23 protein-coding genes are annotated in these 23,830 nt (G+C 68.8%); 6 read left to right on the top strand and 17 right to left on the bottom strand.

What is annotated here, in order from left to right; genetic code table 11:
* The first annotated feature begins 99 nt into the window (after positions 1-99).
* A complete protein-coding gene (locus tag RYH80_RS03770) occupies positions 100-465 on the top strand; it encodes a hypothetical protein (RefSeq protein WP_370902525.1) in 366 nt (121 codons plus the stop codon).
* On the opposite strand, the gene RYH80_RS03775 is transcribed toward RYH80_RS03770, so the two are convergent.
* The 7 genes from RYH80_RS03775 to RYH80_RS03805 form a co-directional block, all read right to left on the bottom strand.
* On the bottom strand, positions 462-1,856 hold the full coding sequence (locus tag RYH80_RS03775) for a signal recognition particle protein Srp54 (protein WP_370902526.1): 1,395 nt from the start codon (positions 1,854-1,856) through the stop codon (positions 462-464). The two genes, RYH80_RS03770 and RYH80_RS03775, sit on opposite strands and share 4 nt — an antisense overlap.
* A gap of 222 nt (positions 1,857-2,078) precedes the next feature.
* Positions 2,079-2,291, bottom strand: a complete 213-nt coding sequence (locus tag RYH80_RS03780; RefSeq protein WP_370902527.1) for a hypothetical protein — start codon at positions 2,289-2,291, stop codon at positions 2,079-2,081.
* 251 nt (positions 2,292-2,542) lie between these two features.
* Positions 2,543-3,553, bottom strand: a complete 1,011-nt coding sequence (locus tag RYH80_RS03785) for a nucleoside recognition protein (RefSeq protein WP_370904647.1) — start codon at positions 3,551-3,553, stop codon at positions 2,543-2,545.
* 176 nt (positions 3,554-3,729) lie between these two features.
* Positions 3,730-4,836 (bottom strand): signal recognition particle-docking protein FtsY, encoded by a 1,107-nt coding sequence (ftsY, locus tag RYH80_RS03790; protein WP_370902528.1) that lies wholly within the window; start codon positions 4,834-4,836, stop codon positions 3,730-3,732.
* A gap of 3 nt (positions 4,837-4,839) precedes the next feature.
* Positions 4,840-5,307 (bottom strand): prefoldin subunit alpha, encoded by a 468-nt coding sequence (gene pfdA, locus RYH80_RS03795; RefSeq protein ID WP_370902529.1) that lies wholly within the window; start codon positions 5,305-5,307, stop codon positions 4,840-4,842.
* Positions 5,304-5,480: a 50S ribosomal protein L18Ae gene (rpl18a, locus tag RYH80_RS03800; protein WP_370902530.1), complete on the bottom strand. Its 177-nt coding sequence runs from the start codon at positions 5,478-5,480 to the stop codon at positions 5,304-5,306. The genes pfdA and rpl18a overlap by 4 nt, the downstream gene beginning before the upstream one ends.
* A 158-nt stretch (positions 5,481-5,638) precedes the next feature.
* The gene (locus RYH80_RS03805) at positions 5,639-6,439 is read right to left on the bottom strand and encodes a DUF7388 family protein (RefSeq protein WP_370902531.1); all 801 of its coding nucleotides are present in this window, start codon (positions 6,437-6,439) and stop codon (positions 5,639-5,641) included.
* A gap of 575 nt (positions 6,440-7,014) precedes the next feature.
* Between RYH80_RS03805 and RYH80_RS03810 the strand changes: the two genes are divergently transcribed.
* A complete protein-coding gene (locus tag RYH80_RS03810) occupies positions 7,015-7,635 on the top strand; it encodes a HalX domain-containing protein (protein ID WP_370902532.1) in 621 nt (206 codons plus the stop codon).
* A 170-nt stretch (positions 7,636-7,805) separates the two neighbouring features.
* Here RYH80_RS03810 and idsA3 read toward each other — a convergent pair whose 3' ends face one another.
* Together idsA3 and RYH80_RS03820 are read right to left on the bottom strand one after the other, a co-directional pair.
* Positions 7,806-8,852, bottom strand: coding sequence for a geranylfarnesyl diphosphate synthase (idsA3, locus tag RYH80_RS03815; protein WP_370902533.1), 1,047 nt, complete (start codon positions 8,850-8,852; stop codon positions 7,806-7,808).
* Between the two features lie 10 nt (positions 8,853-8,862).
* The gene (locus RYH80_RS03820) at positions 8,863-10,212 is read right to left on the bottom strand and encodes an RNase J family beta-CASP ribonuclease (protein WP_370902534.1); all 1,350 of its coding nucleotides are present in this window, start codon (positions 10,210-10,212) and stop codon (positions 8,863-8,865) included.
* Positions 10,213-10,788: 576 nt separating this feature from the next.
* Between RYH80_RS03820 and RYH80_RS03825 the strand changes: the two genes are divergently transcribed.
* A complete protein-coding gene (locus RYH80_RS03825; protein ID WP_370904648.1) occupies positions 10,789-11,127 on the top strand; it encodes a DUF5830 family protein in 339 nt (112 codons plus the stop codon).
* 68 nt (positions 11,128-11,195) lie between these two features.
* Here the strand turns inward: RYH80_RS03825 and RYH80_RS03830 are convergent, their stop codons facing one another.
* From RYH80_RS03830 to RYH80_RS03860, 7 genes are all read right to left on the bottom strand, one after another.
* On the bottom strand, positions 11,196-12,311 hold the full coding sequence (locus tag RYH80_RS03830; protein WP_370902535.1) for a DUF7115 domain-containing protein: 1,116 nt from the start codon (positions 12,309-12,311) through the stop codon (positions 11,196-11,198).
* A gap of 171 nt (positions 12,312-12,482) precedes the next feature.
* A complete protein-coding gene (locus RYH80_RS03835; protein ID WP_370902536.1) occupies positions 12,483-13,859 on the bottom strand; it encodes an HAD family hydrolase in 1,377 nt (458 codons plus the stop codon).
* Positions 13,860-13,976: 117 nt separating this feature from the next.
* Positions 13,977-14,351, bottom strand: a complete 375-nt coding sequence (locus tag RYH80_RS03840; protein ID WP_370902537.1) for a hypothetical protein — start codon at positions 14,349-14,351, stop codon at positions 13,977-13,979.
* 83 nt (positions 14,352-14,434) lie between these two features.
* On the bottom strand, positions 14,435-15,316 hold the full coding sequence (locus RYH80_RS03845) for an arylamine N-acetyltransferase family protein (RefSeq protein WP_370902538.1): 882 nt from the start codon (positions 15,314-15,316) through the stop codon (positions 14,435-14,437).
* Positions 15,309-15,893 carry an NADPH-dependent FMN reductase gene (locus RYH80_RS03850; protein WP_370902539.1) on the bottom strand — a complete coding sequence of 195 codons (585 nt, stop codon included), beginning with the start codon at positions 15,891-15,893 and terminating at the stop codon, positions 15,309-15,311. The genes RYH80_RS03845 and RYH80_RS03850 overlap by 8 nt, the downstream gene beginning before the upstream one ends.
* Before the next feature lie 111 nt (positions 15,894-16,004).
* Entirely contained in the window at positions 16,005-17,273 is a 1,269-nt protein-coding gene (locus RYH80_RS03855) for a hypothetical protein (RefSeq protein ID WP_370902540.1), read from the bottom strand.
* A 345-nt stretch (positions 17,274-17,618) separates the two neighbouring features.
* The gene (locus tag RYH80_RS03860) at positions 17,619-18,614 is read right to left on the bottom strand and encodes an aminotransferase class IV (RefSeq protein WP_370902541.1); all 996 of its coding nucleotides are present in this window, start codon (positions 18,612-18,614) and stop codon (positions 17,619-17,621) included.
* 153 nt (positions 18,615-18,767) lie between these two features.
* Between RYH80_RS03860 and RYH80_RS03865 the strand changes: the two genes are divergently transcribed.
* On the top strand, positions 18,768-19,766 hold the full coding sequence (locus tag RYH80_RS03865; protein WP_370902542.1) for a sensor histidine kinase: 999 nt from the start codon (positions 18,768-18,770) through the stop codon (positions 19,764-19,766).
* A 107-nt stretch (positions 19,767-19,873) separates the two neighbouring features.
* Positions 19,874-21,871, top strand: coding sequence for an acetate--CoA ligase (acs, locus tag RYH80_RS03870; RefSeq protein WP_370902543.1), 1,998 nt, complete (start codon positions 19,874-19,876; stop codon positions 21,869-21,871).
* Positions 21,872-21,909: 38 nt separating this feature from the next.
* On the opposite strand, the gene RYH80_RS03875 is transcribed toward acs, so the two are convergent.
* Positions 21,910-22,527 carry a hypothetical protein gene (locus tag RYH80_RS03875; protein ID WP_370902544.1) on the bottom strand — a complete coding sequence of 206 codons (618 nt, stop codon included), beginning with the start codon at positions 22,525-22,527 and terminating at the stop codon, positions 21,910-21,912.
* A 205-nt stretch (positions 22,528-22,732) separates the two neighbouring features.
* Between RYH80_RS03875 and RYH80_RS03880 the strand changes: the two genes are divergently transcribed.
* On the top strand, positions 22,733-23,728 hold the full coding sequence (locus tag RYH80_RS03880) for a radical SAM protein (RefSeq protein WP_370902545.1): 996 nt from the start codon (positions 22,733-22,735) through the stop codon (positions 23,726-23,728).
* Positions 23,729-23,830 lie beyond the last annotated feature (102 nt).

A 23,830-nucleotide genomic window follows, 5' to 3' on the forward strand; every position in this document is an offset into this window, starting at 1 on the left:
GACATATCCACCAGCACTCACCCGACACGCTCGCAGGCGAGTCACACGCGGATCGTGTCGACCGCCGTATTGATACCGCCAGAGGGAGTGACCCGAACCGTGTCCGACTGGGAACTCTACACGGAAGGGAACGCACTGGTTGCCGACTTCGGTGCCGACGTCGAGGTGGCGGACGAGACGTTCGCGGCCGTCAACGAGCAGTTCGAGGAACTCGCGTCACAGTCGGCCGTCGAGACACACGTCTCGGTGTTGCGGATGGAGTCACCGCTGAGCAGCGACGTGTTCGACCGTGCGCGGGAGGCCGCCCGTGTCGGCACGGAGTTCGGAATCGACGAGCGGATCGTCGTCTCGGAGGGGATCAAGAAGATGGCGCTGCGGAGCAAGGTGGACGACATCGACGGCGTCACCGCGGACACGGCCGATTCCGTGGAAGAGGCGTTGGCTGCAGCCAGCGACTCCCGTTAGTCGCCGAACGGTCCCATCCCGCCCATCCCGCCGCCGCCACCGCCGCCGCCCTGCTGCATCTTCTGCATCATCCGTTGCATGTCGCCGTCGCCCATCCCCTGGAACTGCTCCAAGGTGCGCTTCATCATCTGGTACTGGTCGAGCAGTTCGTCGACGCGCTCGACGTCGACACCCGCACCGCGGGCGATGCGCTCACGGCGGTCCTGCCCGATCCGGTTTGGGTCTTCGAGTTCTCGATCCGTCATCGAGTCCATGATGACCTCGAAGTTCCGCATCCGGTCTTTGGTCACGTCCATCGCGTCGTCGGGCAACTGGTCCATCAGCCCGCCGCCGCCCAACCCAGGGATCATGTCGAACACCTGGTCGAGGGGTCCCATGCGGTCCATCGCCTTCATCTGGTTGCGCATGTCGACGAGGGTGAAGTCACCCTCCATCATGTCCTCGGGGTCCCAGTCGTCCTCCTCTTGGGTCTCTTCCATCGCGCGCTCGACGCGTTCGGAGAGCTGCTTGAGGTCCCCCATCCCGAGCAGCCGGGAGATGAACCCGTTCGGCTCGAACCGCTCGATGTCCTGGACGGTCTCGCCAGAGCCGAGGAAGGCGATCGACGACCCCGTCTCGTTGACGGCCGTCAGGGCACCGCCACCCTTCGCCGTCCCGTCGAGTTTGGTGACGACGACGCCGTCGATCCCGATGGCGCGCTCGAACTCCTGGGCCTGATCTTTCGCTCCCTGTCCGATGGCGGCGTCCAACACGAGCAACGAGCGGTCCGGGTCGACGACGCGTTCGATCTCCTCGATCTCCGCGATCAGGTCCTCCTCCAGCGCGTGTCGCCCCGCGGTGTCGACGATGTGGACGTCCGCCTCCTCGGTCGCCTCGAGTCCGTCGCGGGCGATCTGGACGGGGTCCTCGGCGTCGGGGTCGCCGTAGAAGGACACCTCCGCGCGTTCGGCCATCTGCTTGGCCTGGTCGTAGGCACCGGGGCGGAACGTGTCCGTCTGGATCACGGCCGGGCGGAGCCCCTTCTTCGAGAACCACCACGCCATCTTCGCGGCGGAGGTGGTCTTCCCCGACCCCTGGAGTCCCGCGAGGAGGATCGTCTGGTTCTCCAAGGGCACCTCCGTCGACTCGCCGACCAGGTCGACCAGTTCCTCGTAGACGATCCGGAGGACGTGGTCGCGTGCGGTCGTCCCACCCGGCGGCTCCTCTTCGAGAGCGCGCTGTTCGATGTCGCCGGACAACTGCATCACCAAGTCCGTCTCCACGTCCGCCGACAGCAGGGACCGCTGGATCTCGCGGACGACGTTCTCGACGTCCTCCTCGTCGATGCGCGACTTCCCGCGGAGGTCGTCGAGACTGTCCCGCAGAGAACTCCCGAGGTTGTCGAGTACCATTTGCCCGAGGTAGGTGCGCGCTGGGGTAAAGGCTTGTTCGTCCGTGCGACACCGCCTGTCCGGTCACGGTCCACGGTCGTGGCCGACTCGGACTCCGTCTGATCCGTCGACACCGTCGACCGACGAACCCGATTCAGAACCACCAGGCTACTCGTCGGTGTCGTCGACGCCGAAGAGAACGTCTCGTGGGGTCGGCGACGTGGTCCACGAAGCCCCGTCTCGTCAGTTGCTGCTCGAACTGCTGCTACTTCCGCTGCTACTACTGTCACTACTACTGCTACTCCCACTGCTGGAGTTCTTCTTGTCGTCCCCCTTCGCCTTGTCCACGGCGTCTTTGGTCTTGCTGCGGGCTTTCTTCTTGGCACTCCGCTCTATCGACCGCTGTTCCTTGCTCAGTGCGCGCTTGATCCCGTCGATGATCGAGTCGATTACCATGGTTCGTACCTAGTGACGCTCACTACGAGCGTTGATCTACTGTTGCCGGTTCAAATGTTATATAGTATTCGATTTTAGCAATTAACGAGTGAGAAGTACAATCGACACTGTAGACTAGTTCGAGAACTGCACACACGAGAGTGAGTCCGTGGAAGTCCGTTTCGAGCGAGTCACGGAGAGGCGACACCACGGGTAGTCGGTTCACGTGACCCAGGCCGGACGAGAGAGTGTCGAGTCGCGCGACGCCGGTGTCACACCAGGAACGCGACCACGGCCGCCGAAATGAACACGACCTTCAGCACGGTGTTGACGACGATCACCTTCGAGCCGAACGAGGCGCCCCAGATACCGTACTGGAACGGGATCGAGCGCTTGAACGTCGAGACGGCGAAGGTGACGATCCCACCCAACAGCATCGTCACGACCGCCTGGTCGACGGTGAGTGTGTCACCGATCAGCGGCGCGACGGTGGCCGCGCCCGCGGTCGTGTCGAACGCGAACACGACGATCACCGGCACCGCCGCCGCCGGGAGTCCCGTCACCTCCGCCAGCGGCCCCGCGGCGGCCGACAGCGACCGGAACAGCTCCGCGGCCGCCAACACCGTCACGAGCAGGTAGACGGCCGCCAGCCGCGGGACGATCCGACGGAGTTTGCTCGCCGTCGACGCCCACGCGGCGGCGACTGCCCCCGGCTCCGTCTCCTCGTCGCCCTCACCGGTCTCGTCCGTCCCGTCGCTCCCCTCCGTCCCACCGTCGGGTGCCGTCTCGGGGTCGGTCTCCGGATCGGAGTCCGACTCCGTCTCGACGGTGACCGACTCGTCCACGTCGCCGTCGGACAACAGCACCGCACCGGCGAGCACTCCCACGAGGGAGATCCCGAGTGCGATTCCGCCACGCGTGCCGACGTACAACACGCCCACGTCGGGGCCGAGAATCGGGATCAGCACTGGGACGTAGAAGGTGAAGACGTGCTGCGTGAACCCGAAGAACGTGTTGATCGTCACGGCGACGAGCGTCGCTCGGTCGGAGAGACGCCCCGACTCACGGAAGTCGGCGAGCATCCCGTACCCCGCCGTCGTCGAGGCGGCGGTGGTCAGGATCGCCGTCCCGACCTCGTCCGGGAGGTTCGCGGGGCCGGTGAGGTACCGCGAGACGCCCGCGATCTTCTCGACGGCACCGTACTCGACTGCGAGGTTCGCGAGGAACACTCCGAGTCCGATCAACACGGCGATCCGCGCGACCCGCCGCGCCGCGGTCGGCACAACCGTCGCGTAGTCGACACCCGCGAGTGCACGCGCGACGCCGAGCCCCCACTGGGCGAGTGGCTCGAGTGCGGGCGACAGTTGCACGACGGTGATCCCCGTCACACCACCGTCTCGGACCCCGGTGCCCGTGTCGGTTTCGGACCACGACGCTCGGTGGGAACGTGCGGCGAGGCTCAGTCGTCGCTCTCACCGAGCAGTTCGTCGACGAGCGCCTCGGGGTCGAACCGCGTCAGGTGGTCGTACCCCTGGCCGGTACCGAGGAAGAGGATCGGCTTCCCGGTGACGTACGCGATCGAGATCGCCGCACCGCCCGAGGAGTCTGCGTCCGCCTTCGTCAAGATCGCGCCGTCGATGGCCGCCGCGTCGTCGAACTCGCGGGCACGTTCGACGGCGTCCTGGCCCGCGACCGCCTCGTCGACGAACAGCGTCATGTCCGGGTCGACGACGCGGTCGATCTTCGCCAACTGCTCCATCAGGTCGTTCGAGGTGTGGAGCCGTCCGGCCGTGTCACCCAACACCACGTCCACGTCGTTCGCCTCGGCGTACTCGACGGCGTCGTAGATCACCGCCGCCGGATCACCACCCTGGTCGTGGCGGATCAGCTTCCGGTCCAAGGCGTCGGCGTGTTCCTGGATCTGCTCGTTCGCGCCCGCACGGTACGTGTCGCCGTTCGCCATCACCGAGGAGTAGCCGCGGGCCTCGAGGTACCGCGACAGCTTGGCGATGGTCGTCGTCTTCCCCACGCCGTTGACGCCGGTGAACACGATCGTCACGGGCTTGTCCGCCCGTGCGATCCGCTCCTCGAAGTCGAACTGCCCGACGGCGATCACGTCCAACAGGGCGTCGTGGAGCGCCTCCGTCACCAACTCCTCCGTCGTCGAGACCTGTGCGCGGGTCTCGCCGATCATGTTCTCGCGGATCGTGTCGAGGATCTCCTCGGCGACGCTCATCTCCACGTCGGAGTCCAACAGGGCCATCTCGAGGTCCCAGAGTGGGTCCTCCAGGTCGCCCTCCTCGACGATCACCTGGCCGGTCGCGAACGCCTTCGCGCGCTTGAGTCGGCCGGGCCCGTCGTCCGACTCCTCGCTCGGCTCCGCCTCGGCAGCCGCGTCGTCGGTCGTCTCGGCCGCGGTGTCGCCGCCCGCGGCGTCGTCACTCCCGGAACTCGCGGCCGGAGAGTCGGCGTCGGCCTCCGCTTCGGCCTCGGCGGCCTTCTCGTCGACCTCCTCGGCCGCGTCGTCGCGGAACGAGGAGAGCTTGTCCTTCAGGCCGTCGAACATCGCTTACTCGTCGTCGTCCTGCATCTGCTGCATCTGCTGCATCTGCTGTTGTTGGAGCTGCTGTTGCATCTGCTGGGCGCGCTCCTCGAGTTCGTCGGACTCGGCCTCCAGCTCACCCTTCTCCGAGCGGAGGTCGTCGATCCGGTCGTCGAGCGAGTCGCGTTTCCGTTCCAGCGCGTCGACGGCGTCGTCCTGTTCCTGCTCGGCCGCGTAGCCGCCACCCAGCGAGACGACGACCTCGTCGATGTCCTGGATCTCGGCGCGGAGGTACGCGCCGCCGCCCAGCGGCACCTGCACCGTCGAGCCGGACTCGAGCGTCTGGATCGCCTCGATCGCCTCGTCGATCTCCGACTGTTCCTGGCGCACGTCGGCGATCTCGTCGTCGAGTTCGTCGATCTCCGCTTCGATGGCCTCGAGTTCCTGCCCGATCTGCTGGAGCTGCTGTTGCCCACCGCCACCACCGAGACTCATGCGGCCGACACCTCCTCGATCTCGACGCTGTCGCGGTCGAGGTTGTGTTCCGCGCCGAACTGCGAGAGCACGTGCTCGCGTGCGACGTTCTCGTTGGGGGCGTCGACGCTCCGTTCGAACGGCTGTGAGCCCTCTCGGGTCTCGAACCGACCGCTGATCGTGTAGTCCGTCATGTCTCCGAGTGGCGGGGGCACGGGGAAGTACCTTCCGACTCTCGGAGGTTCTCGTCCCCGACTCCCGGAGATTCTGGTCGCCGATCACCGCAGGTTCTCGTCTCCGAGTCCCGGAGAGTCTGGTCGTCAGCCCCGACGGATTCCCGCCGTCGGTCTCCTCACTCGGTGAACGTCTCGATCCCGGCCGCGGGGTAGCCGACGACGAGGTCCGCACCGGCCTCTTTGAGTGTCGACACGCGCTCGCCGACGGTCTCGTGGTCACCGACCAGCGCGTAGTCGCGGACCGCCTGGGTCAACACCTCTCTGGCGCGCCCCGAGGCACTCGCGTCGGTCGCGGCGTCGTCCGGCAGCGCCCGCCGGACGGGGCCGCGCCGTGCCGCGTACGCCCCGACGGCGTCGAGGATCGCGTCCTCGTCGTCCGTCGGCACCGTCGGCGCGTACACCGCCACGTCGCCCTCGAAGCCGGCGGCACGCAGCCCACGCAGGGCGGACTCGGTCCGCCGCGAGAGGAGTTCGTACTGTACCCCGCCGGCGGCCAGCGCCAGTCGTTCGACACTCTCGGTGCCGACCCACGGATCCGCCGCCGTCTCGACGGCGGCACCGAGTCGCGGCGCGACGGCTCGCTCCTGCTCGGCATCGTCGAGGTACGCGCCGTGGCCCGCGACGAGGACCCGTCGCGCGTCCGCCGGGAGTCTGTCGAGCAGCCCGTCGTCGCCGAGCGGGTCGAACCCGTCGGCACGCACCGGCGTCGTCACGCGGAGTGTGGTCCGGTCCGCGAGCGCCGCCAGCGTCTCCGCGTCCGGGAGCGCCTCGCGCCCCTCGTAGTCGACACACACCAGATCGAACGGCGTGTCGGTCGCCGCCAGCGGCGCCGTCTCCGTCGGTTTCACCACCACGCCGTCGATCCCCGTCCGTTCGATCGCCGTACGTCCCGTCGTCGTCGCCGTTGTCACGTTCATACTGATCCGTCTCCAGCGTCGTCACTCGTCCGTCCCTCACGGTACCACTCCCGTCCACGTCTCCGGCGGCAGTAGTGGGTTCGATGTGTGTCGTGCCGAGAGAGCAGTCGCTTCCGTCCGTCTCGCCGTCGGTACGTCGCTCGTGTCGCTCCCGCAAGAGAACTACCGTGGTCGCGGAACGCGATCCATCGCCTGTGCGGCCATGACCATATCGTCACACGGTGACGAGTATAAATCTGCCGTCGGTGGCGACACTGGCGCCACCGGCGACAGCGACGAGTCGGAGAGTGACCGACGGCCGACGTGGCGTCTCCACCACCGACGAGACGGCGAGTTGTCGACGACCGACGTGACGTCTCCGCCGGAGTACCGGTCGGCCGTTCGACGAAGGCGTGTCGCGTGTTCGGGTCTCGACAACCGAAAGGGGTATCTGACACCCAGACGACTGTCCCCACGATGGACTCAGTGGTCGGGAGCCGGGGACGGACGCGGCCGACGGCCGGAGCGTCGGCCGAAGGGTACTTTGACGTAGCCCCGGACGTGATTGACGCAGTGACAAACGGAGTTGTCGGAACATGAGTGAGGATCTCCCGTCAGTGCTGGTCGTCGAGGACGAGGCCGATCTCGCGGATCTGTACGCGGCCTGGCTCGGCGGCGAGTACGACGTCCGGACGGCGTACGGCGGTCACGAGGCGATCGACCAGTTGAGTGAGGAGATCGACGTGATCCTCCTCGACCGTCGGATGCCGGGCCTGTCGGGCGACGAGGTGCTGGTGTCCGTCCGCGATCGCGGCGTCGACGCCCGCGTCGCGATGGTCACGGCCGTCGAGCCCGACTTCGACATCGTCGAGATGGGGTTCGACGACTACCTGGTGAAGCCGGTCACCCGCGAGAAGCTGATGGAGACCGTCGAGTCGCTGCTGCGGCGCAGCGAGTACGACAGTGGTGTCCAAGAGCTGTACGCCGTCGCCTCGAAGAAGGCGGTCCTCGAGTCGGAGAAGGGGCAGGCCGCGCTCGAAGAGTCGGAAGAGTACGCGGATCTCGAGGCGCGGTACGACGAACTCCAAGCCGAACTCGACACGCAGATCGAGGAGTTCTCCGACCACGGCGAGTTCGAGCAGGCGTTCAAGCAGTTCGACAAGGGCGACCCCAGCGAGGACGACGACGGCGACGACGACCTCGACTTCGGGATCTGACGACCGCGACCGCTCGACCGTCCGCGGCCACCTCCTGCGACACGCCGTTGTCTCTACGACGCTCCACCTCCGCTACGACGCTCCGTTCTCACCGAGGTCTCGGACACGGTCGGCGTACCCACTACCGACCGGCAGTGGGGAAGACGAAGTGAGCCGCCGAGCGACGGGTGTCAGTAGTTCCGCGAGATGAGGTACTCGGCGAGGTCGTCCAGCAGCGCACGCGCCTCGTTGTCGGGCAACGCCGACAGTCGGTCGCGACCCTCGTCCGCGAGTTCCTGGGCGCGGTCGCGGGCGAAGTCGATACTCCCCGCCTCCTCGAGGACGGCGACGGCCTCCTCGACGGCGTCCTCGGTCACGTCTTCGGGGGTCTCGGCGTCGACCAGACCGTCCACGTCGACACCCTGCTGGCGGGCGTGGAGTGTGACCATCGTCTCCTTCCCCTCGACGAGGTCCGACCCACGCTGTTTGCCCAGCTTCTCCGAGGGAGTCGTCAGGTCCAACAGGTCGTCTTGGATCTGGAACGCCCGGCCGACCTCCGTGCCGTACCGGTACAGTTCCTGGACGACCTCGTCGTCGGCCCCCATCAGACTCGCCGGGATGGCGGCGCTGGCGCCGAACAACACGGCGGTCTTCAGCTCCACCATCTCCAGGTACTCGTCGGGGGTCACGTCCGTCCGGTTCTCGTAGGCCACGTCCAACGACTGCCCCTCACAGATCCGCGTACACGTGGAGGCGAGCCGGTGCATCGCCGCGACCTCGTTCTCCGGGCGCGCGCCGGTGTCCGAGATCATCTCGAACGCCTTCGCGTACAGCGTGTCACCCGCCAGGATCGCCGTCTCGGTGTCGTACTCCACGTGGACCGCCGGGACGCCCCGCCGCAGGTCGTCCTCGTCCATGATGTCGTCGTGGATCAGGGTGAACGACTGGATCACCTCGACACTCAACGCGGCCCGCAGGAGGTCGAACTCCCACCCGTCCAGCGCCGGGAACGACCGGAAGTCCGCCGTCATCGGGGCCACGTCACCCAACGACTCCCCGACCAACAGCGACACCGTCGGCCGGAGGCGCTTCCCGCCGGCCTCGATGATGTACCGGGTCGCCTCGTAGAGCCGCTCCGGCTCCGCCATGGGGAGGTCCTCGTCGACGGCCTCGTTGACCAACTCCCGCCGCTCACGGACCGCGTCGAGCACCCGCTTCTCCATCGCGTCCTGGGTCATCGTTCGGTGGTCACTCGACCAGCGTGATGACGTTACCGTTCTGTGTCACGTGCAGGTCACGCCCCAGCGAGTACCCCTCGTCGCGACACAGGTCCACGTACGGCGCGAACCCCTCCATGCTCTGGTGGGCCGGGATCACGTTGCGCGGCTGGAGTGCGTCCAGCATCTCGTAGTGACCCTCCTCGCGGAGGTGTCCCGACACGTGGATGTCGTCGTAGATCCGCGCGCCCTGCATCTTCAGGAGCCGCTCGGACTGGTAGCGCTGCCCCTCGTTCGTCGGCTCCGGGATCACCCGTGCCGAGAAGATCACCTTGTCGCCGTCGTCGAACTCGTACGGCGTCTCGCCACGCCCCATCCGGGTGAGCATCGCACGCGGCTCCCCCTGGTGGCCCGTGACGATCGGGAGGTAGTCCTCCTTCCCCTCCTTCATGATCCGCTTGAACGTCCGGTCGACGGACTTCCGGTGGCCGTACATCCCCAGGTCGTCCGGGAAGTCGACGAAGTCGAGTCGCTCGGCCGTCCCGGAGTACTTCTCCATCGAGCGTCCCAACAGCACCGGCTGGCGGCCGATCTCGTCGGCGTACTCCACGAGACTCCGCACACGGGCGATGTGGCTGGAGAACGTCGTCGCCACGATCCCGCCGTCGTAGTCCTCGACGGAGTGCATCACGTCCTGGAGGTGGCGCTTCGCGACGGACTCACTCGGGGTGCGGCCCTTGCGGCCCGCGTTGGTACAGTCCTCGATGTACGCGAGGACACCCTCGCCCTCGCGGCCGATCTCGCGGAACCGCTCCATGTCGATCGGGTCGCCGATGACCGGGTCGTGGTCCATCCGCTTGTCGAGGCCGTAGACGACCGACCCCTCCGGCGTGTGCAACACCGGGTTGATCGCGTCGATGATCGAGTGGGTGACGTTGACGAACTCCAACTCGACGCCGCTGTCGCCGATGGACATCGTCCCGCCGGCACCCATCTTCACGAGGTCGTTGTCGACGTTGAACTTGTTCTCGGACTGGATCCGCTGTTTGACGAGCTCGATCGTGTACGGCGTCGCCACGATGGGCGCGTCGTACCGGTGGGCGAGCTTCGAGATGGCCCCGATGTGGTCGAGGTGGCCGTGCGTCGGCACGATCGCCTGCACGTCGCCCTCGAGGTCGGACATCACGCGGTCGTCCGGGATGGCCCCCATGTCGATGAGGTCCAGACTGTGCATCTTCTCGGTCTCGACGTTGTCGTGGATGAGGACCTGCGAGAGGTTGAGCCCCATGTCGAACACGACCACGTCGCTACCGGCCTTCACCGCCGTCATCTGTCGACCGACGGCCTCGTAGCCGCCGATCGTCGCGATTTCGATCTGCATTTGTTGTCGGTTGCGTCGGTTGCGAGCGTCCGAATCCTCCGCCGCTCGGAGGCCTGCTCGTACGGAACACCCCGGGAACACGGGTGACTGTGAACCCCGGCGTCTTACAGCGCGTCGGTTCTGCGGCCCCGCTGTACGCGACCGGACACCGCGTCCGGCCCGTATGTCCCGCGGGCTCTGGTAGCTCGGCATTCTCCCTCCAGTGATAAAATACTGCGGGTTCGGGTCGTCGAACCACTCGGAGGAGTGTCGGCACCCGACCGAACGGACGGTACCGGTCCCGGCGCCGTGCCTCTCGTGTCCGTCCCGTCGCCGGGCGCCTGCCGTCGGGGAGGTTAAGCCGACGCGACCGCAACGGCCGCCGTGGCGCGCGACGACGGAGACCGGGCCGACCAGACCGTCGACCTCGAGAGCTTCGCGGCCGCCGATCACGACGGGGACGGCGGCACCGACGAAGTTGTCGACCACGGCGAGAGCGAGACGGGGGACGACTCGCCGTCCGCGGACGACGATCGACTCGATCCGGACGCCGTCGTCCGCGATCCGCCGGGACGCCCCCGAGCGGACACCGTCGAGTTGGGCGTCGAACTGCTGGCTCGGCTCGGCGACGAGACGCTCCCGCTGCCCGACGCCGTCGACCGCGTCGAGACCGTGACGACGGACCCCGCGCTCGTCAGGGAGATTCTCGACACTGCGGACACGCGCGGCGTGATCGACCGCGACGGCGCGACGGTGCGGCGTCGGACCCGTGGCCCGACGATCGCCCTGGAGCGCCGGGTCGTCCGCCGGGAGGGTGACTACGACTGCCGCCGCTGCGGGAAGTCGCTGTCGACGGGGCACTTCGTCCAGTTCGACACCGGCGAGGTGGGCCCGTTCGGCTCCTCGTGTGTGCGGAAGGTGACCGGGCGAGACTGACTGGCGCCGGTCGCCCGCGGCGAGCGTGACGGAGACGGCGACAGTCTCGGGCGGGCGAGCCAGACGAGCTACCGACCGCGACGCAGTTCCTCGATCAACTGTTCGATGAGGTCGCTCTGGCGGGCGAGCTCCCGCTGTTGGTCCTCGACGGTCCGGCGGAGTTCGGCGACCTCCTCCGCGAGGTCGTCTTCCGGCGCCGCCGCCTCGAACTCCGAGTCGGCGAACGCGTCCGGCTCCCGCTCGACCGCCCGTGCCGCCTCCTCGGCCGCCGTCTGCCCGCCGGCGCCGGCTGCCCCACCCGTTCCGGCCTCCTCCGAGACGACCCGTCCGGCGCTCTCGCCCGAGCCGGCACCGTCGACGGCACCCGCCACCGCGGTGTCCGCGTCCCCGTCGTCGGCCCGCGTCGCGTTGTCCGGGTCGTCGACCTCAGCCGGGTCCGCCGACAACGGGTCCGGGCCACCGCCGAAGTCGACCTCGTCGTCGCCCGCAGTACCGAGCGAGTCGGCGCCGGTCGACTCGGCGCCGGTCTCGTGCTCGGGCTCGTCGTCGGCGACCGACTCGCGGAACTCCGAGAGCGTCCGGACGCCGTGGTGGTCGAACAGGGCCTGCGTGAGTGTCTCCCGCAACGCCCGCGTCTCGTCGCTGGGCGTCTTGAACCGCTCCTGTCGGCCGTCGACGCTCAGCACGACGGAGGTGGAGACGCTCCCCTCCTCGAAGTTCACGTCCGTCACGTCGTCGTAGTGGTACTCCTCGGCCTCGTCGTCCCACACCGCCGAGCCGACGTGTTTGACGAGTCGCCGGCTCGTGACGACGAGTGTCAACTCGGAGAAGCGGAACGTCCGTTCGACCGTCTCACCGGGGTCGGTGGTGTCGGCCGCCGCCAGGACACCCGCGAGCACCGGGTGGAGTACGTCGTCGAGTGCGTTCCGCGGGACGGAGACGGACCGCTCGCCGTCCAGTCCGTAGTCGAGTGTGAGCTTCGCCTTCCGTCGCTTCTCCGTCACGGTGAGCCGCTCGGCGTCGTGTGGGTAGCTCTCGACGGACTCGTCGGAGAGCAACCCCTCGGCCCGGTAGATCAGCGTCCGCGTCGGCGTGACGAACAGTTCGTCGTCGCCCCCCAGGCCGACGCGCGCGACGGGGTCTTCCTCCCCCAGCTCCCGCTGGAGTGCCTCCGGCAGACTCATACCAACGATTGGCCAGCGACTCGGTATAAATCCGGCGCACAGCCCGCGTCCCGTCGGACGGACGGCAGACGACCGCGAGCGCGTCGTTCGACTGGATTCTGGACCGAGGTCCCCGGACACTCCCACCGTCGACCCAGGGGGCCACCCACGGGGCGACGCGACCGACTGCGCTCACTCCTCGCGCGTCCGGCGATCGGCGCCCGCGGCCTCGAACTCGTCGTCCACGAGACAGTTCAGCGCCCAGATGGTCCGGAGCAGCGTCGCGGCTTCGCCGGGCGGGAACACCAACTCGTCTGTCGCGCGGACGTGTTCGAGCACCCGCTCGGAGGCGTGGGCCGGAGCCGCAGCGATGCCCGCGTCGCGGTCCGCGGCCCACTCCATCGCTCGCAGGTCCGACTTGCTGTCGCCGACGACCGCGACGAACGGGTCGTCGATCCCGAGCACGTCCAGTGCGGCCGCGACACCCTGTGCCTTGTCGAGTGCGCGCACCGCCAGTTCGGCCGCGTCGGCGTAGTACAGCGCCACGTCCAGTCGTCCGAGGAGGTCGGCGGCAGCGTCCGGCACCGCCGCTGCGACTGCACCGCCCTCGCGAGCGAGTGCGCCCGCGACCTCCGGGTCCGCGTCGGCGAAGAACGCCCGCGCGACCGCCGCTCCCGGTGCCGGGTCGTCGAGCGACTCGTCGTCCTCGCCGTCCGCTGCGTCCCCGTCGTAGTGTGTCGCGCGGACGGCCGCCTCGCTCGCCGGAGGAGCAGTCGTCTCGACCTCGCCGACCGCGACACGGTCCGCGACCGCCTCGCCGACGAGATCCAGCAGGTGGACCACCCCCTCGTCGATCACCGCCGCCGCGTCCGGGCCGCCGGTCTCGTGGTTCGGCTTGAGCGTGACGTTGAACTCGTTCCCCTGGAGGTGACAGCCGCGACGGATCGACTCCGGCGCCGCCCGGAGCACGCGCGACCGCACGTCGTCGACGACGCCACGACTGTCCTCGGGGAGGTCGTCGTACAGCAACCGCTTCGTGTCGGCGCCGTGACCGGGCGTGAACACCCCGGCGCCGGCCTCGTACACCACGGACACGTCGCCGGAGTGGACGAGTTCGTTGCCGAGTCCCTGGACGAGAAAGCCCTTCACGTTCTCCAGCGTCTGGCCGGTACAGATCACGAGCGGGACGCCCCGCTCGACGAACTCCGTCAGGAGGTGGAGTGTCTCGCGTGGGATCTCGTTGTCCGTGTCGCCGGCCGATCGGAGTGTCTCGTCGACGTCCAACACGAGCGCGTTCACCGCGCGGCCGTACTTCCCGCGGAGGTCGAGCGCGGTGAACGCGGTCGTGCGGTCCGCGCGGGCGGCGATCTCTGCCAGACGCTCCCCGTCGTCGAACGCGGCCACGATCTCGCTGCGCCGCTCTGCGAGTCGCGCGGTCGCCTCGTCCCACCGATCGAGCGCGACCGGCGACGACAACGGCGGGAACAGGTCGACGAACTCGCGGTACGCCCGCAACTCCTCGGTGTCGAACCTGTCGTACACCTCGTAGAGCCGATCGTAGTCGTCCACGGGTCGTGTGTCGGTCCCGACCGACAAGAGTGTACCCCGAACTGTGGGGCGGTCGGCACGTCGCAGACCGACGACCGTCTCCACACTCCCGACTCCCGCGAGAGTGGCCACAGAGAGCTACCGTTCCTCGCCGCCCGGCGCGGTGAACAGGCGCCGGTGCGCCAGGTAGAGGCCGATCACCGGCGGGAACAGGAGCGCGACGCCGACGTAGAGCCACCGGGCGCGCCCGACCCCCGCGCCGACGGCCGAGCGGACGCGGTCGTCCTGGTAGCAGGTGGCGGCGACGAGCGGCGCCACCAACAGCGAGTACGCGCTGCGGACCAGCGCCCACGGCGAGGAGCCGACGACGAGCAGCCGACGCTCGAAGAGGACCAACACGACCCAACACAGCGCCGCGGCGACCGCGACCGCCAGCCACGGGCCAGTCTCGTCGGCCGGGTCCGGACGATCTTCCGGGTGGAGTGCCGACGGCGGCGGCGAACGACTGGACACACGAGTCGCACGGGCGTGACCGTCTTCAACCACCCGGTCTCCGTCTCCGGGAAGGGTCACCTCGGCACCGGGGGAGACACACGTCACTCCGCTCCGTCGAGGAACGGGTACCGGAGGCCGAACGTCTCGGCGGCGTGGTGCGCCCACTCCTCCGGCGAGAGCGACTCCGTGGTGGTCCCCTCGGGCGTGTGGCGCGTGAGTGTCGTGGGTGACAACTCGACGGCGCCGTCGGCGGTCGCGACCGACAGCGTCGGCTCGCCGGTGAACGGCGACTCGGCGGCCGTCGCGAGGTAGTCACAACTGGCGGCGAAGTACGACAGCGGGCGCGGCGTCGCGTCGAACACGTACCGGCGCTCCCACTGCTCGTCGCCTGGTCGGCGGTACGACAGCCTGTACTCGCTGTCCGGACGGCTGCTGTCGGCGACGCGCCACTCCGTGCCACGGTCGTCCCTCACGCTCTCGCCGTCCAGCGGCACCGGGACGCGCGTCTTCGGCAGCCCGGTCCCCACGTCGGCCACGTACCGCCGGTCGAGGTGAACCACGACGGTGTGGTGGTTCGCGGGCGTGGGCGAGGTCTCCCCGTCGCCGAGCACCATCCCCGCCGCGCGGTCCGCGCGGAACCCGAGCGAGCGGAGGAGCACCGTGAACAGCCCACCCAGTTCGAAGCAGTAGCCGCCGCGCTCTCGCGCGACGACCTTCTCGTACAGCGCCGGGACGGTCAGCGAGACCCCCGGACCGGGCCACTCCCCGAACGGGTCCCCGGTGATCGACAGCGTCTCGAACGGCACCGCGGTGACGTGTGCCCGGAGGAGGTCCGTCAGGAGGTCGTGGTTCGGCCGACGTGCTCGGACGCGTTCGGAATCGAGCCCGATCCGTTCGAGGTAGGTGGTCACCCGCTCGTCGTCGGACGACCACCGTCTGTCGTCCGGTTCGCTCCCGTGCAGCCCGTCGCCGCGCTCAGTCACCGGACAACACCCGTGTCTCCCGCGACTCGTCGGCCACCGTCGGGTACTGCTCGACGTTCGCGTAGGCGACGGCGGCCTCGCCGAGGTCCGCGAGTCGATCCGCGACGGACTCGTCGACGACCGCGTCCTCGCCGACCGTCTCGCCGGCGTTCGGAATCGCGACCTCGGTCGGCAGCGTCCACGCGGTCAACGTCCGTGCGACCTCGCGGAGGTGTGCGAGCGCGCTCGTCGGGAACGAGCCTCCGGCGGTCGCGACGAGACCGACGGTCGTCTCCTCGAACTCGTCGAAGCCGCAGTAGTCCAGTGCCGTCTTGAGGGGCGAGGAGTACGAGCCGTGGTACACGGGCGTTCCGAGGACGACCGCGTCCGCGTCCGCGACCTGGTGCCGCACCGCGGGTGCGTCTCCCGCATCTCGATCCGGCCCCCGTGGCGGCAGGTCGTACTCTCGAAGGTCGACGAGTGTCGTCTCCGCCCCGGCGCCCTCGGCGGCCGCGAGCACCGCCCGCAGCGCCGTCCGAGTCGTGCTCTCCGGCGCGAGACTCCCACAGACTGCGGCGACGTGTGGTTCTCTCGACATCGTACCCGTCACCACACCACCCGCACACGTAAGCGCTCTCGAAACGCCGTTTTGGTAAGAAACCCTACACGTCTCGTCGGTGCATCGGCGTATCGGTGCGTCGGGGACGGTTCACCCGACTCGCGACAGCGGGTCGCGAAGTCCCCAGTTCGTCGCCGTCGGATCGTCGACGTTCGACGGCTCCGTCCCGCGCTCGGCGAGGAGACCGGCGTGGTACAGCATCGTCTTGTACTGGAACAGCGTCGGCGAGTGGTAGACGTTCGCGTCCGTGAGTGCTCGCTCCCTGAGCGCACCGCGGTCGTCGAGTACCCGTCGGCGAGCGTCGTCCGTTCCCCGGACGAACAGCTCCACCGCGAACGCCGGCCGCAACTCGTGGAGTCGGACGACGAGATCGACGACGGAGGGCTCGGGAACTCCGTCGTCTGCGAGCCGTTGGAGTTCCGTCACCAGCGTCTCCGTCGCCGGGTACCGGTACAGCACTCGCCGTGCGAGGTCACCCCACCGCGGCGCGAGATCACAGAATCTCCTTCGTGAACCGGTCCAGTCGTCGATCCGGTTGAGTCCGTCCGCAACGTCACCTTCGACTCGCTCGGCGAACCGCACGACCTCCGCCCCGAGTGGACGGAGCCGGACACTGCCGGCGTGTCGTTCGACCAGTCCGAGCGCGACCGCACCGCGGACGGCGTCGCCGAACACGTCGACGGCGGCTTCGCGGAACCGCTCGCTCGTCTCTCCGTCGGCAGTGACGGCCAACGGCACGGCGAGGTAGTTCTTCGGGTGGTTCAGCCCGAACGGGTTCCTGGCGACACCCTGTGGACTCGCCTGGAACCGCACGGCACCGGCCGGGCCGTCCGTCCCACTAGCCCCACCGACGACACGTGGTCTGACCAGTGGCTCTACGTCGCCAGCGGCCGTGACGCCGAGCAACCCGACGTTCAACTCGGCGGCCATCGTCCGCGTCGCCTGCCCGACACTCTCGTGGGGGGCCGCGACGAACGCGACGTTGGCCTCGTCGAGCCGGTCGTACGCCTGCGTGACGCCACGCTCGACGTCCGCTCCAGTCTCGCCGGTCCGCAGTCCCTTCGCCTCGACGGCGACGAGCGGTCGGCGACTACCGAGCCGGTCGACTGCGAGGAGGTCGTCGTCTAAGTCGTGGACGCCGACGAGGTCGGGGTACCCGGACCCGACCTCAACGTGGTTGAACGGGGCGAGTGTCTCGCGGACCCGTTCCGGAACCGGGTCGCCGTCGAGCCACTCCTCCCGAGTGAACTGCGTGTCCGCGACGACGTACCGGTCCGGTTCTGGATCGTCGGGCGCACCGAACAGTCGGCGCTTGGTGGAGGCGAGCACGGCCGGCTCCGCGAGTGACCTCGTCGACACGGGTCACTCGTTCGTGTACGACCACATCAATCTGGCTGGTGGCTGTGGCCGGTCGGATCGACTCGTCGAGACCGCTCGTCCGAGTCGGCGGCCGAGTTCGACCCGACACCGGAGACGGTCTCCGGGCGAACGGGCAGTTTACTTGCGTGGCAGCCCTCGCACGGGTATGGCTTCAGACGAGGCAGCGACCGGCCGCGTGTTGGTCGGACTGGCCGCCGTGGCCGGGTTGGTGACACTGCTGGGTATCGCCGTCGTGTGGGCGTTCTCGTACGGTCCGCTGGGGTGACCGACACACGCGGTGACCGTCTGGATCGGACGACGCACGCCCTCGCCGTCTCCGACGACTCACTCCCCGTCTGCCGGCAACTCCTCGTCGGCGTAACAGCTCCGCTCGACTAGGGCGTCGTACAGCGTCGAGACGAGCTTCGTCACGGGGCCGCCGCCGACCGCGACACCGTCGACCGTCGCCACCGGCTTCACCTCGCGGATCGAGGAGGTGAGGAACGCCTCGTCGGCGTCGCGTACGTCGTCGGGGTCGTAGGTCCCCTCCTCGACGGGAATCTCCTCGTCCGCGAGCGCGTCCAGAACCGTCTCGCGTGTGATCCCCGGGAGCACGGGGCCGTCGAGACTCGGGGTGCGGAGCGCGTCGTCGGCGACGAACCAGAGGTTCGCCGTCGCCGCCTCCGCGACGTTGCCGTCCGTGTCCAACACAAGCGCCTCCGTGGCGTCGCTGACGGTCGTCTCCAGCCGCGCGAGGATCGGGTTCAGGTAGTTGTGCGTCTTCGCCGCGCTCGGGAGCGCGCGGTCCGGCACCCGCCGCGTCATCGCGGTCTGGAGTCGCGCCGGCTCGTCCCAGACCCGCTCGCCGTCCGTCCCGCCGCGCGGGAGCGGCGAGACGGTGATCACGACCGTCGGGTCGGGGTCCGTCGGCGGGGTGAGTCCCCGCGTGTCGACGCCGCGGGTCACGGACAGCTTCACCGCCGCCTCCCGGAGGTCGTTGGCCGCCAGCGTCTCCACGACGCGAGCGCGCAGTTCCGTGCGGTCGCACGGGAGCGGGAGCGACAGCGCCTCGGCACTGTCTTCGAGGCGGTCACAGTGTGCGTCCCACCGGAACGGCGTGCCGCCGTAGACGCGGATCGTCTCGAAGACGGCGTCCCCGTACGCGAACCCGCGGTCGTGGACGTTCACCGTCGCCTCGCTCGCCGGCACCGACTCCCCGTCGACGTGGTACACGAGGTCGGGTGGTGTCGTCTGGTCGACCTCTCCCGGCGGCGTCTGGTCCGACTCCTCGGGTGTGTGCGTCGACGGCGACCCGTCCGTCGGCTCTGGCTCCTCGGCCATCGTGTCCCCGTCGGGTGGGCGCGGTGATAGCTCCGGCGGCTCCGCGACGGGGACGAGCGGCGGAGGCCCCGGGCTCCCCCGTGGCGATCACGAGCGAGCCGAGGGTACTTGTTCGTGTAGCGTGAACGCCGGACGACTACACGAGGGCACACGGTGGTCACACGACTGATCGCGTTCTCCGTCCTCCCGTTGGCAGCGTTGTTGCTCAGTGCCGCGTACGCCGTCCGCGCGACGTGGTCGCTGCGCGACTGGCGCCCCGCGCTGTTCACAATCCTGCTGGTGCTGATGAGCGTCCACCAGGCCAACGAGGTCGGGGTGTACCTGTCGAGTGGCGTCGCCACTGCCTCGCGCGGGTTCGGCGAGTACCCGGAGACGGGGGTGAACCTGCTGGCCGGCGTCGCGGTGATCTCCGTCCTCCGACTCGTGGACGAGGAACGCCGACTCTCGGAGGAGTTGGCCGACACGCTCGACGAGGTGCGGGCGCTCCGCCGGGAGAACGACCGCCTGGAGGAGTTCGCCTCCGTCGTCAGTCACGACCTCCGGAGCCCACTGAACACCGCTCGCGGCTACGTCCAGTTGGCGCGCGACGAGGACGACCCGGAACGACTGGCGGCCGTCGAACGCGCGCTCGACCGGATGACGACCATCGTCGACGACTCGTTGACGCTGGCGCGGCGCGCAGACACCGTGGAGACGCGCGAGCCCGTCGCCGTCGCGGCGTTGGTCGAGGAGTGTTGGGCGGTCGTCGAGACCGACGAGGCGACACTCGACGTGGCGTCGTTCGACGTGCAGGCGGACCCGGACCGACTCAGACACGTCTTCGAGAACCTGTTCCGCAACGCCGTCCAACACGGCGGCGAGGACGTGACCGTCACCGTCGGTCCGCTGGACGACGGCGAGTTCTACGTGGCCGACGACGGTCCGGGAGTCTCGGCCGAGGATCGCGAGGCGGTGTTCGAGTTGGGCCACACGACCGCGGCCGACGGGACCGGGTTCGGCCTGGCGATCGTCCAGCGTGTCGCCGCCGCACACGGGTGGGCCGTCTCCGTCACCGAGAGCGACGACGGCGGGGCACGGTTCGAGTTCCGCTCGACCGAGTCGGACGCGAGCCCCCGGACGGTGGAGTCGACCGCCATCTCCGAGGCGGGGTGACGATCCGTCCGTCCCGAGGGGATCGGACGCGACCGTCACTCGGGGACACGCCACCGTGTGAGACCCGGCCGGAAGTTTATCACGACGCCGCGAGACCCACAGCCCGTATGTCCGACACGGATCCCGAACTGGAGGCCCGGTTGGCCGAGGCCGACGAGTTCGAACCCCCCGAGGCGTTCGTCGAGCAGGCGAACGTCGTCGACCCGGAGCTCTACGAGACGTTCGAAGAGAACTGGCCCGACTGCTGGGAGCGGGCCGCCGCCCTGCTCGACTGGACGGAGCCGTACGACGAGGTGCTGGACGACTCGAACCCGCCGTTCTACGAGTGGTTCACCGGTGGGTCGCTGAACGCCTCGGCGAACTGTCTCGACCGCCACCTGGAAGCGCGGGGTGACGAGCCCGCCATCGAGTGGGTCGGCGAGCCGACCGACGAGGCGAACCGGACGTACACGTACAACGACCTCCACCGCCGCGTCAACGAGTTCGCGGCCGGCCTCCGCGAGTTGGGTGTCGGGGAAGACGACGTGGTGACGATGTACATGCCGATGATCCCCGAGTTGCCGATCGCGATGTTGGCGTGTGCACGCATCGGCGCGCCACACTCCGTCGTGTTCGCGGGGTTCTCCGCCGACGCCCTCGCGACGCGGATGGCGGCCGCCGACTCCGAGTACCTCGTCACCGCCGACGGCTACTACCGTCGCGGCGACCCACTCGACCACTTCGCGAAGGCGACCGAGGGGCTCGCCGAGGTGCCCCACGAGACGACGACCGTCGTCGTCGACCGCCTCCGCGAGAGAGACGGCTTCGGCCACGACCTCGGAGCGGGACAGTACGACTGGGAGACGTTACTCACCGACCACGCGGGCGAGACGGTGGAGCCGGTCGCCCGCGACGCGGAGGACATGCTGTTCCTGATGTACACCTCCGGGACGACCGGGGAGCCGAAGGGGGTGAAACACACCACCGGCGGCTATCTCTCGTGGGTGAGTTGGACGGCGCAGGCCGTACTGGACGTGAAACCCGAGGACACCTACTTCTGCTCGGCGGACATCGGCTGGATCACCGGCCACTCCTACATCGTCTACGGACCACTCGCGCTGGGGACCACGTCGGTGATGTACGAGGGGACGCCGGACTACCCGGACCGCGACCGCCTGTGGGAGATTGTCGAAGACGTGGAGGCGACGCAGTTGTACACCGCGCCGACGGCCATCCGGGCGTTCATGAAGTGGGGGACGGAGTACCCCGACCGGCACGACCTCTCGTCGCTGCGACTGCTCGGCACCGTCGGGGAGCCGATCAACCCCCGCGCGTGGAAGTGGTACTACACCCACGTCGGGGACGAGTCGTGTCCCGTGGTCGACACCTGGTGGCAGACGGAGACCGGCGGGACGATGCTCACGACGCTCCCCGGGATCGGAGCGATGAAACCCGGTGCCGCCGGGCCGCCGTTACCGGGTGTCGACGCGCAGGTCGTCGACGCCGAGGGGGAGCCGGTCGACGCCGGCGAGGCGGGGTACCTGACGCTCCAGAAGCCGTGGCCGGGGATGTTGCGGACGCTGTACCGCAACGACGAGCGGTTCGTCGAGGAGTACTGGGCGACGTACTCGGACACGGACAGCGACGATCCGGACGACTGGGTGTACTTCCCCGAGGACGGCGCGAAGGTGGACGGGGACGGCTACGTCACGGTGTTGGGTCGCGTCGACGACGTGATCAACGTCTCCGGACACCGCCTCGGGACGATGGAGATCGAGTCGGCCATCGTCGGCGTCGAGGGGGTCGCGGAGGCGGCCGTCGTCGGCGGCGCCCACGACGTGAAGGGCGAGGCGGTGTACGCCTACGTCATCACGGAGGACGGCCAGACGGAGTCCGAGGCGTTCCGCGAAGAGATCGTCGCCGCCGTCGAGGACGCCATCGGCCCCATCGCCCGCCCGGAACGGGTCGTCTTCACGCCGGAGTTGCCGAAGACCCGCTCCGGGAAGATCATGCGCCGCCTGCTGGAGGACGTTGCCAACGACGCCGAGTTGGGTGACACCTCGACGCTCCGGAACCCCGACGTGGTCGAGGACATCCGCGACGCGGTGCGCGGAGACGACGACTGAGCGGCCGACGACTGAGCGGCTGGTACTCCGGGGAGCACTCAACGGTCTCCCGACGCAGACACGTCCGGATCGGCGTCGCCCTCGACCCCGACACCGGCCTCGGCGAGCGCGTCCGCGAGTCGCGAGTCGTCGGGGACCGCCGCGTGGAACGGCTCGGTGTCGATCCCGGCGCGCCCGTTCACGGAGCACAGGCGGAGCGTCGCCGGATTGTCGAGGCCGACCGGGAACGCGACGGTGCGGCGCGCGTCGACGCCCTCGACGGTCGTCTCTGGGTCGAGCGTCTCGTAGAGATCGGCGTGTGCGGCGACGTGGTCGACACACGTCGCCGTCGGTGCGAACAACAACAGCAGGTGGACGCCGGGCTCCGTCCGGCCGAGGCGACGCCGGAGGCCGTGGTCGTCACCGCGGTAGAAGTACCGTTCCATCCGCCGGAACTGTCGGAGGATCTCGTTGGTGCCCGTCGCGCGCCGTACCGCCGCGTCGGCCTTCAACTCGACCAAGTAGTCGGTTCTGGGTGGGTCGCGAACCCGCGCGTACACGTCGACCTGCCCGCGGTTGCCGTAGTGGTCGTACGGCTCCTCCAACGCCACCGTCACCGTGTCGTTGGCGGCCTCGAGGTGGGTGACCACCGGCGTCGCGAGGTCGTCTTCGCGCATCCGTGTCGTCCGTAGGTGGGCGGTGGCTGGTATACACTTTCGGGACACGACCACCGACTACCGACGCGGTCGACGCCGAGGCCACGTACCGAACCGACCAGTGAGTCGACTCCTCCACGGAGCGTGTAACCACACACGCGTCCGTTCCGGCACGAGCGGAACCCACACGGCTTTAGTCGGTCCGCGGGCAACGTCGGGCAAGTAAATGATCTCGAAGGGGTGCGAGCAGTGCGCGAAGGGCGGGAAGATGGTGTTGTTCGTCTACGGCTACTGTGACCAGCGGGACTGTTTCTACTGCCCGCTGGGCGAGAACCGGAAGAACGTCGACTCGGTGTACGCCAACGAGCGGGAGGTCACCTGCGACGAGGACGTGTTGACGGAGGCGCGACGGATGGACGCGCTGGGCACCTCGATCACCGGGGGCGAACCACAGGAGCGACTCGAACGCACCTGTCACTACCTCTCGCTGTTGAAAGACGAGTTCGGCGAGGACCACCACACGCACCTCTACACGGGGATCACCGGTGGTCGCGAGAACATGCGCCGGCTCTCGGAGGCGGGACTCGACGAGATCCGGTTCCACCCGCCGTACGAGCTGTGGGGGGATCTCCACGGCACCGAGTGGGAGGAGATCCTCCACGTCGCCCGCGAGGAGGGGCTCACGCCGGCCTTCGAGATCCCCGGCATCCGACCGGAAGAGGAGTTCCTCGAGTTCCTCGACGAGGGGGCCGCCGAGTTCTGTAACGTCAACGAGTTCGAGATGTCCGACGGGAACTACCGCCGGATGCAGGAACACGGCTTCGAACTGCAGGAGGGGCACATGTCCGCCGTCGACGGGTCGAAGGAGGCGATCCTGGACGTGATGGGCGACCACGAGAAGGTGTACTTCTGTACGTCGGTGTTCAAAGACGCCGCCCAACACCGCAACCGGATGAAGCGGATGGCGCGGAACCTCCGGCGACCGTTCGACGAGGTGACCGACGACGGGACACTCGTATACGGGAAGACGTACGCCGAGCCGGAGCGGTTCGAACGGCTGGGCGTGCCCGAGGAGTTCTACACGGTGAAGTCGGAACACGTCGAGGTCGCGTGGTGGCTGCTGGAGGAGATGGTCGCCGAGGGCGACCTCGAAGAGGGCGAGGTCGTCGAACAGTACCCCACCGTCGACGGCACCGTCGTCGAGCGCACCCCGTTGGCCTGATCGGGACGGCGCCGAGGGCGCCCGGACGGTCCGCCCGCCGGCACGCTCGCGCAGGCGACGACTCCACGATGCGACACTTATACCAGGGTGCCACGCGCAGTC

This window comes from Halobaculum sp. MBLA0147, assembly GCF_041361345.1.
In the GTDB taxonomy this organism is placed as follows: Archaea; Halobacteriota; Halobacteria; order Halobacteriales; family Haloferacaceae; genus JAHENP01.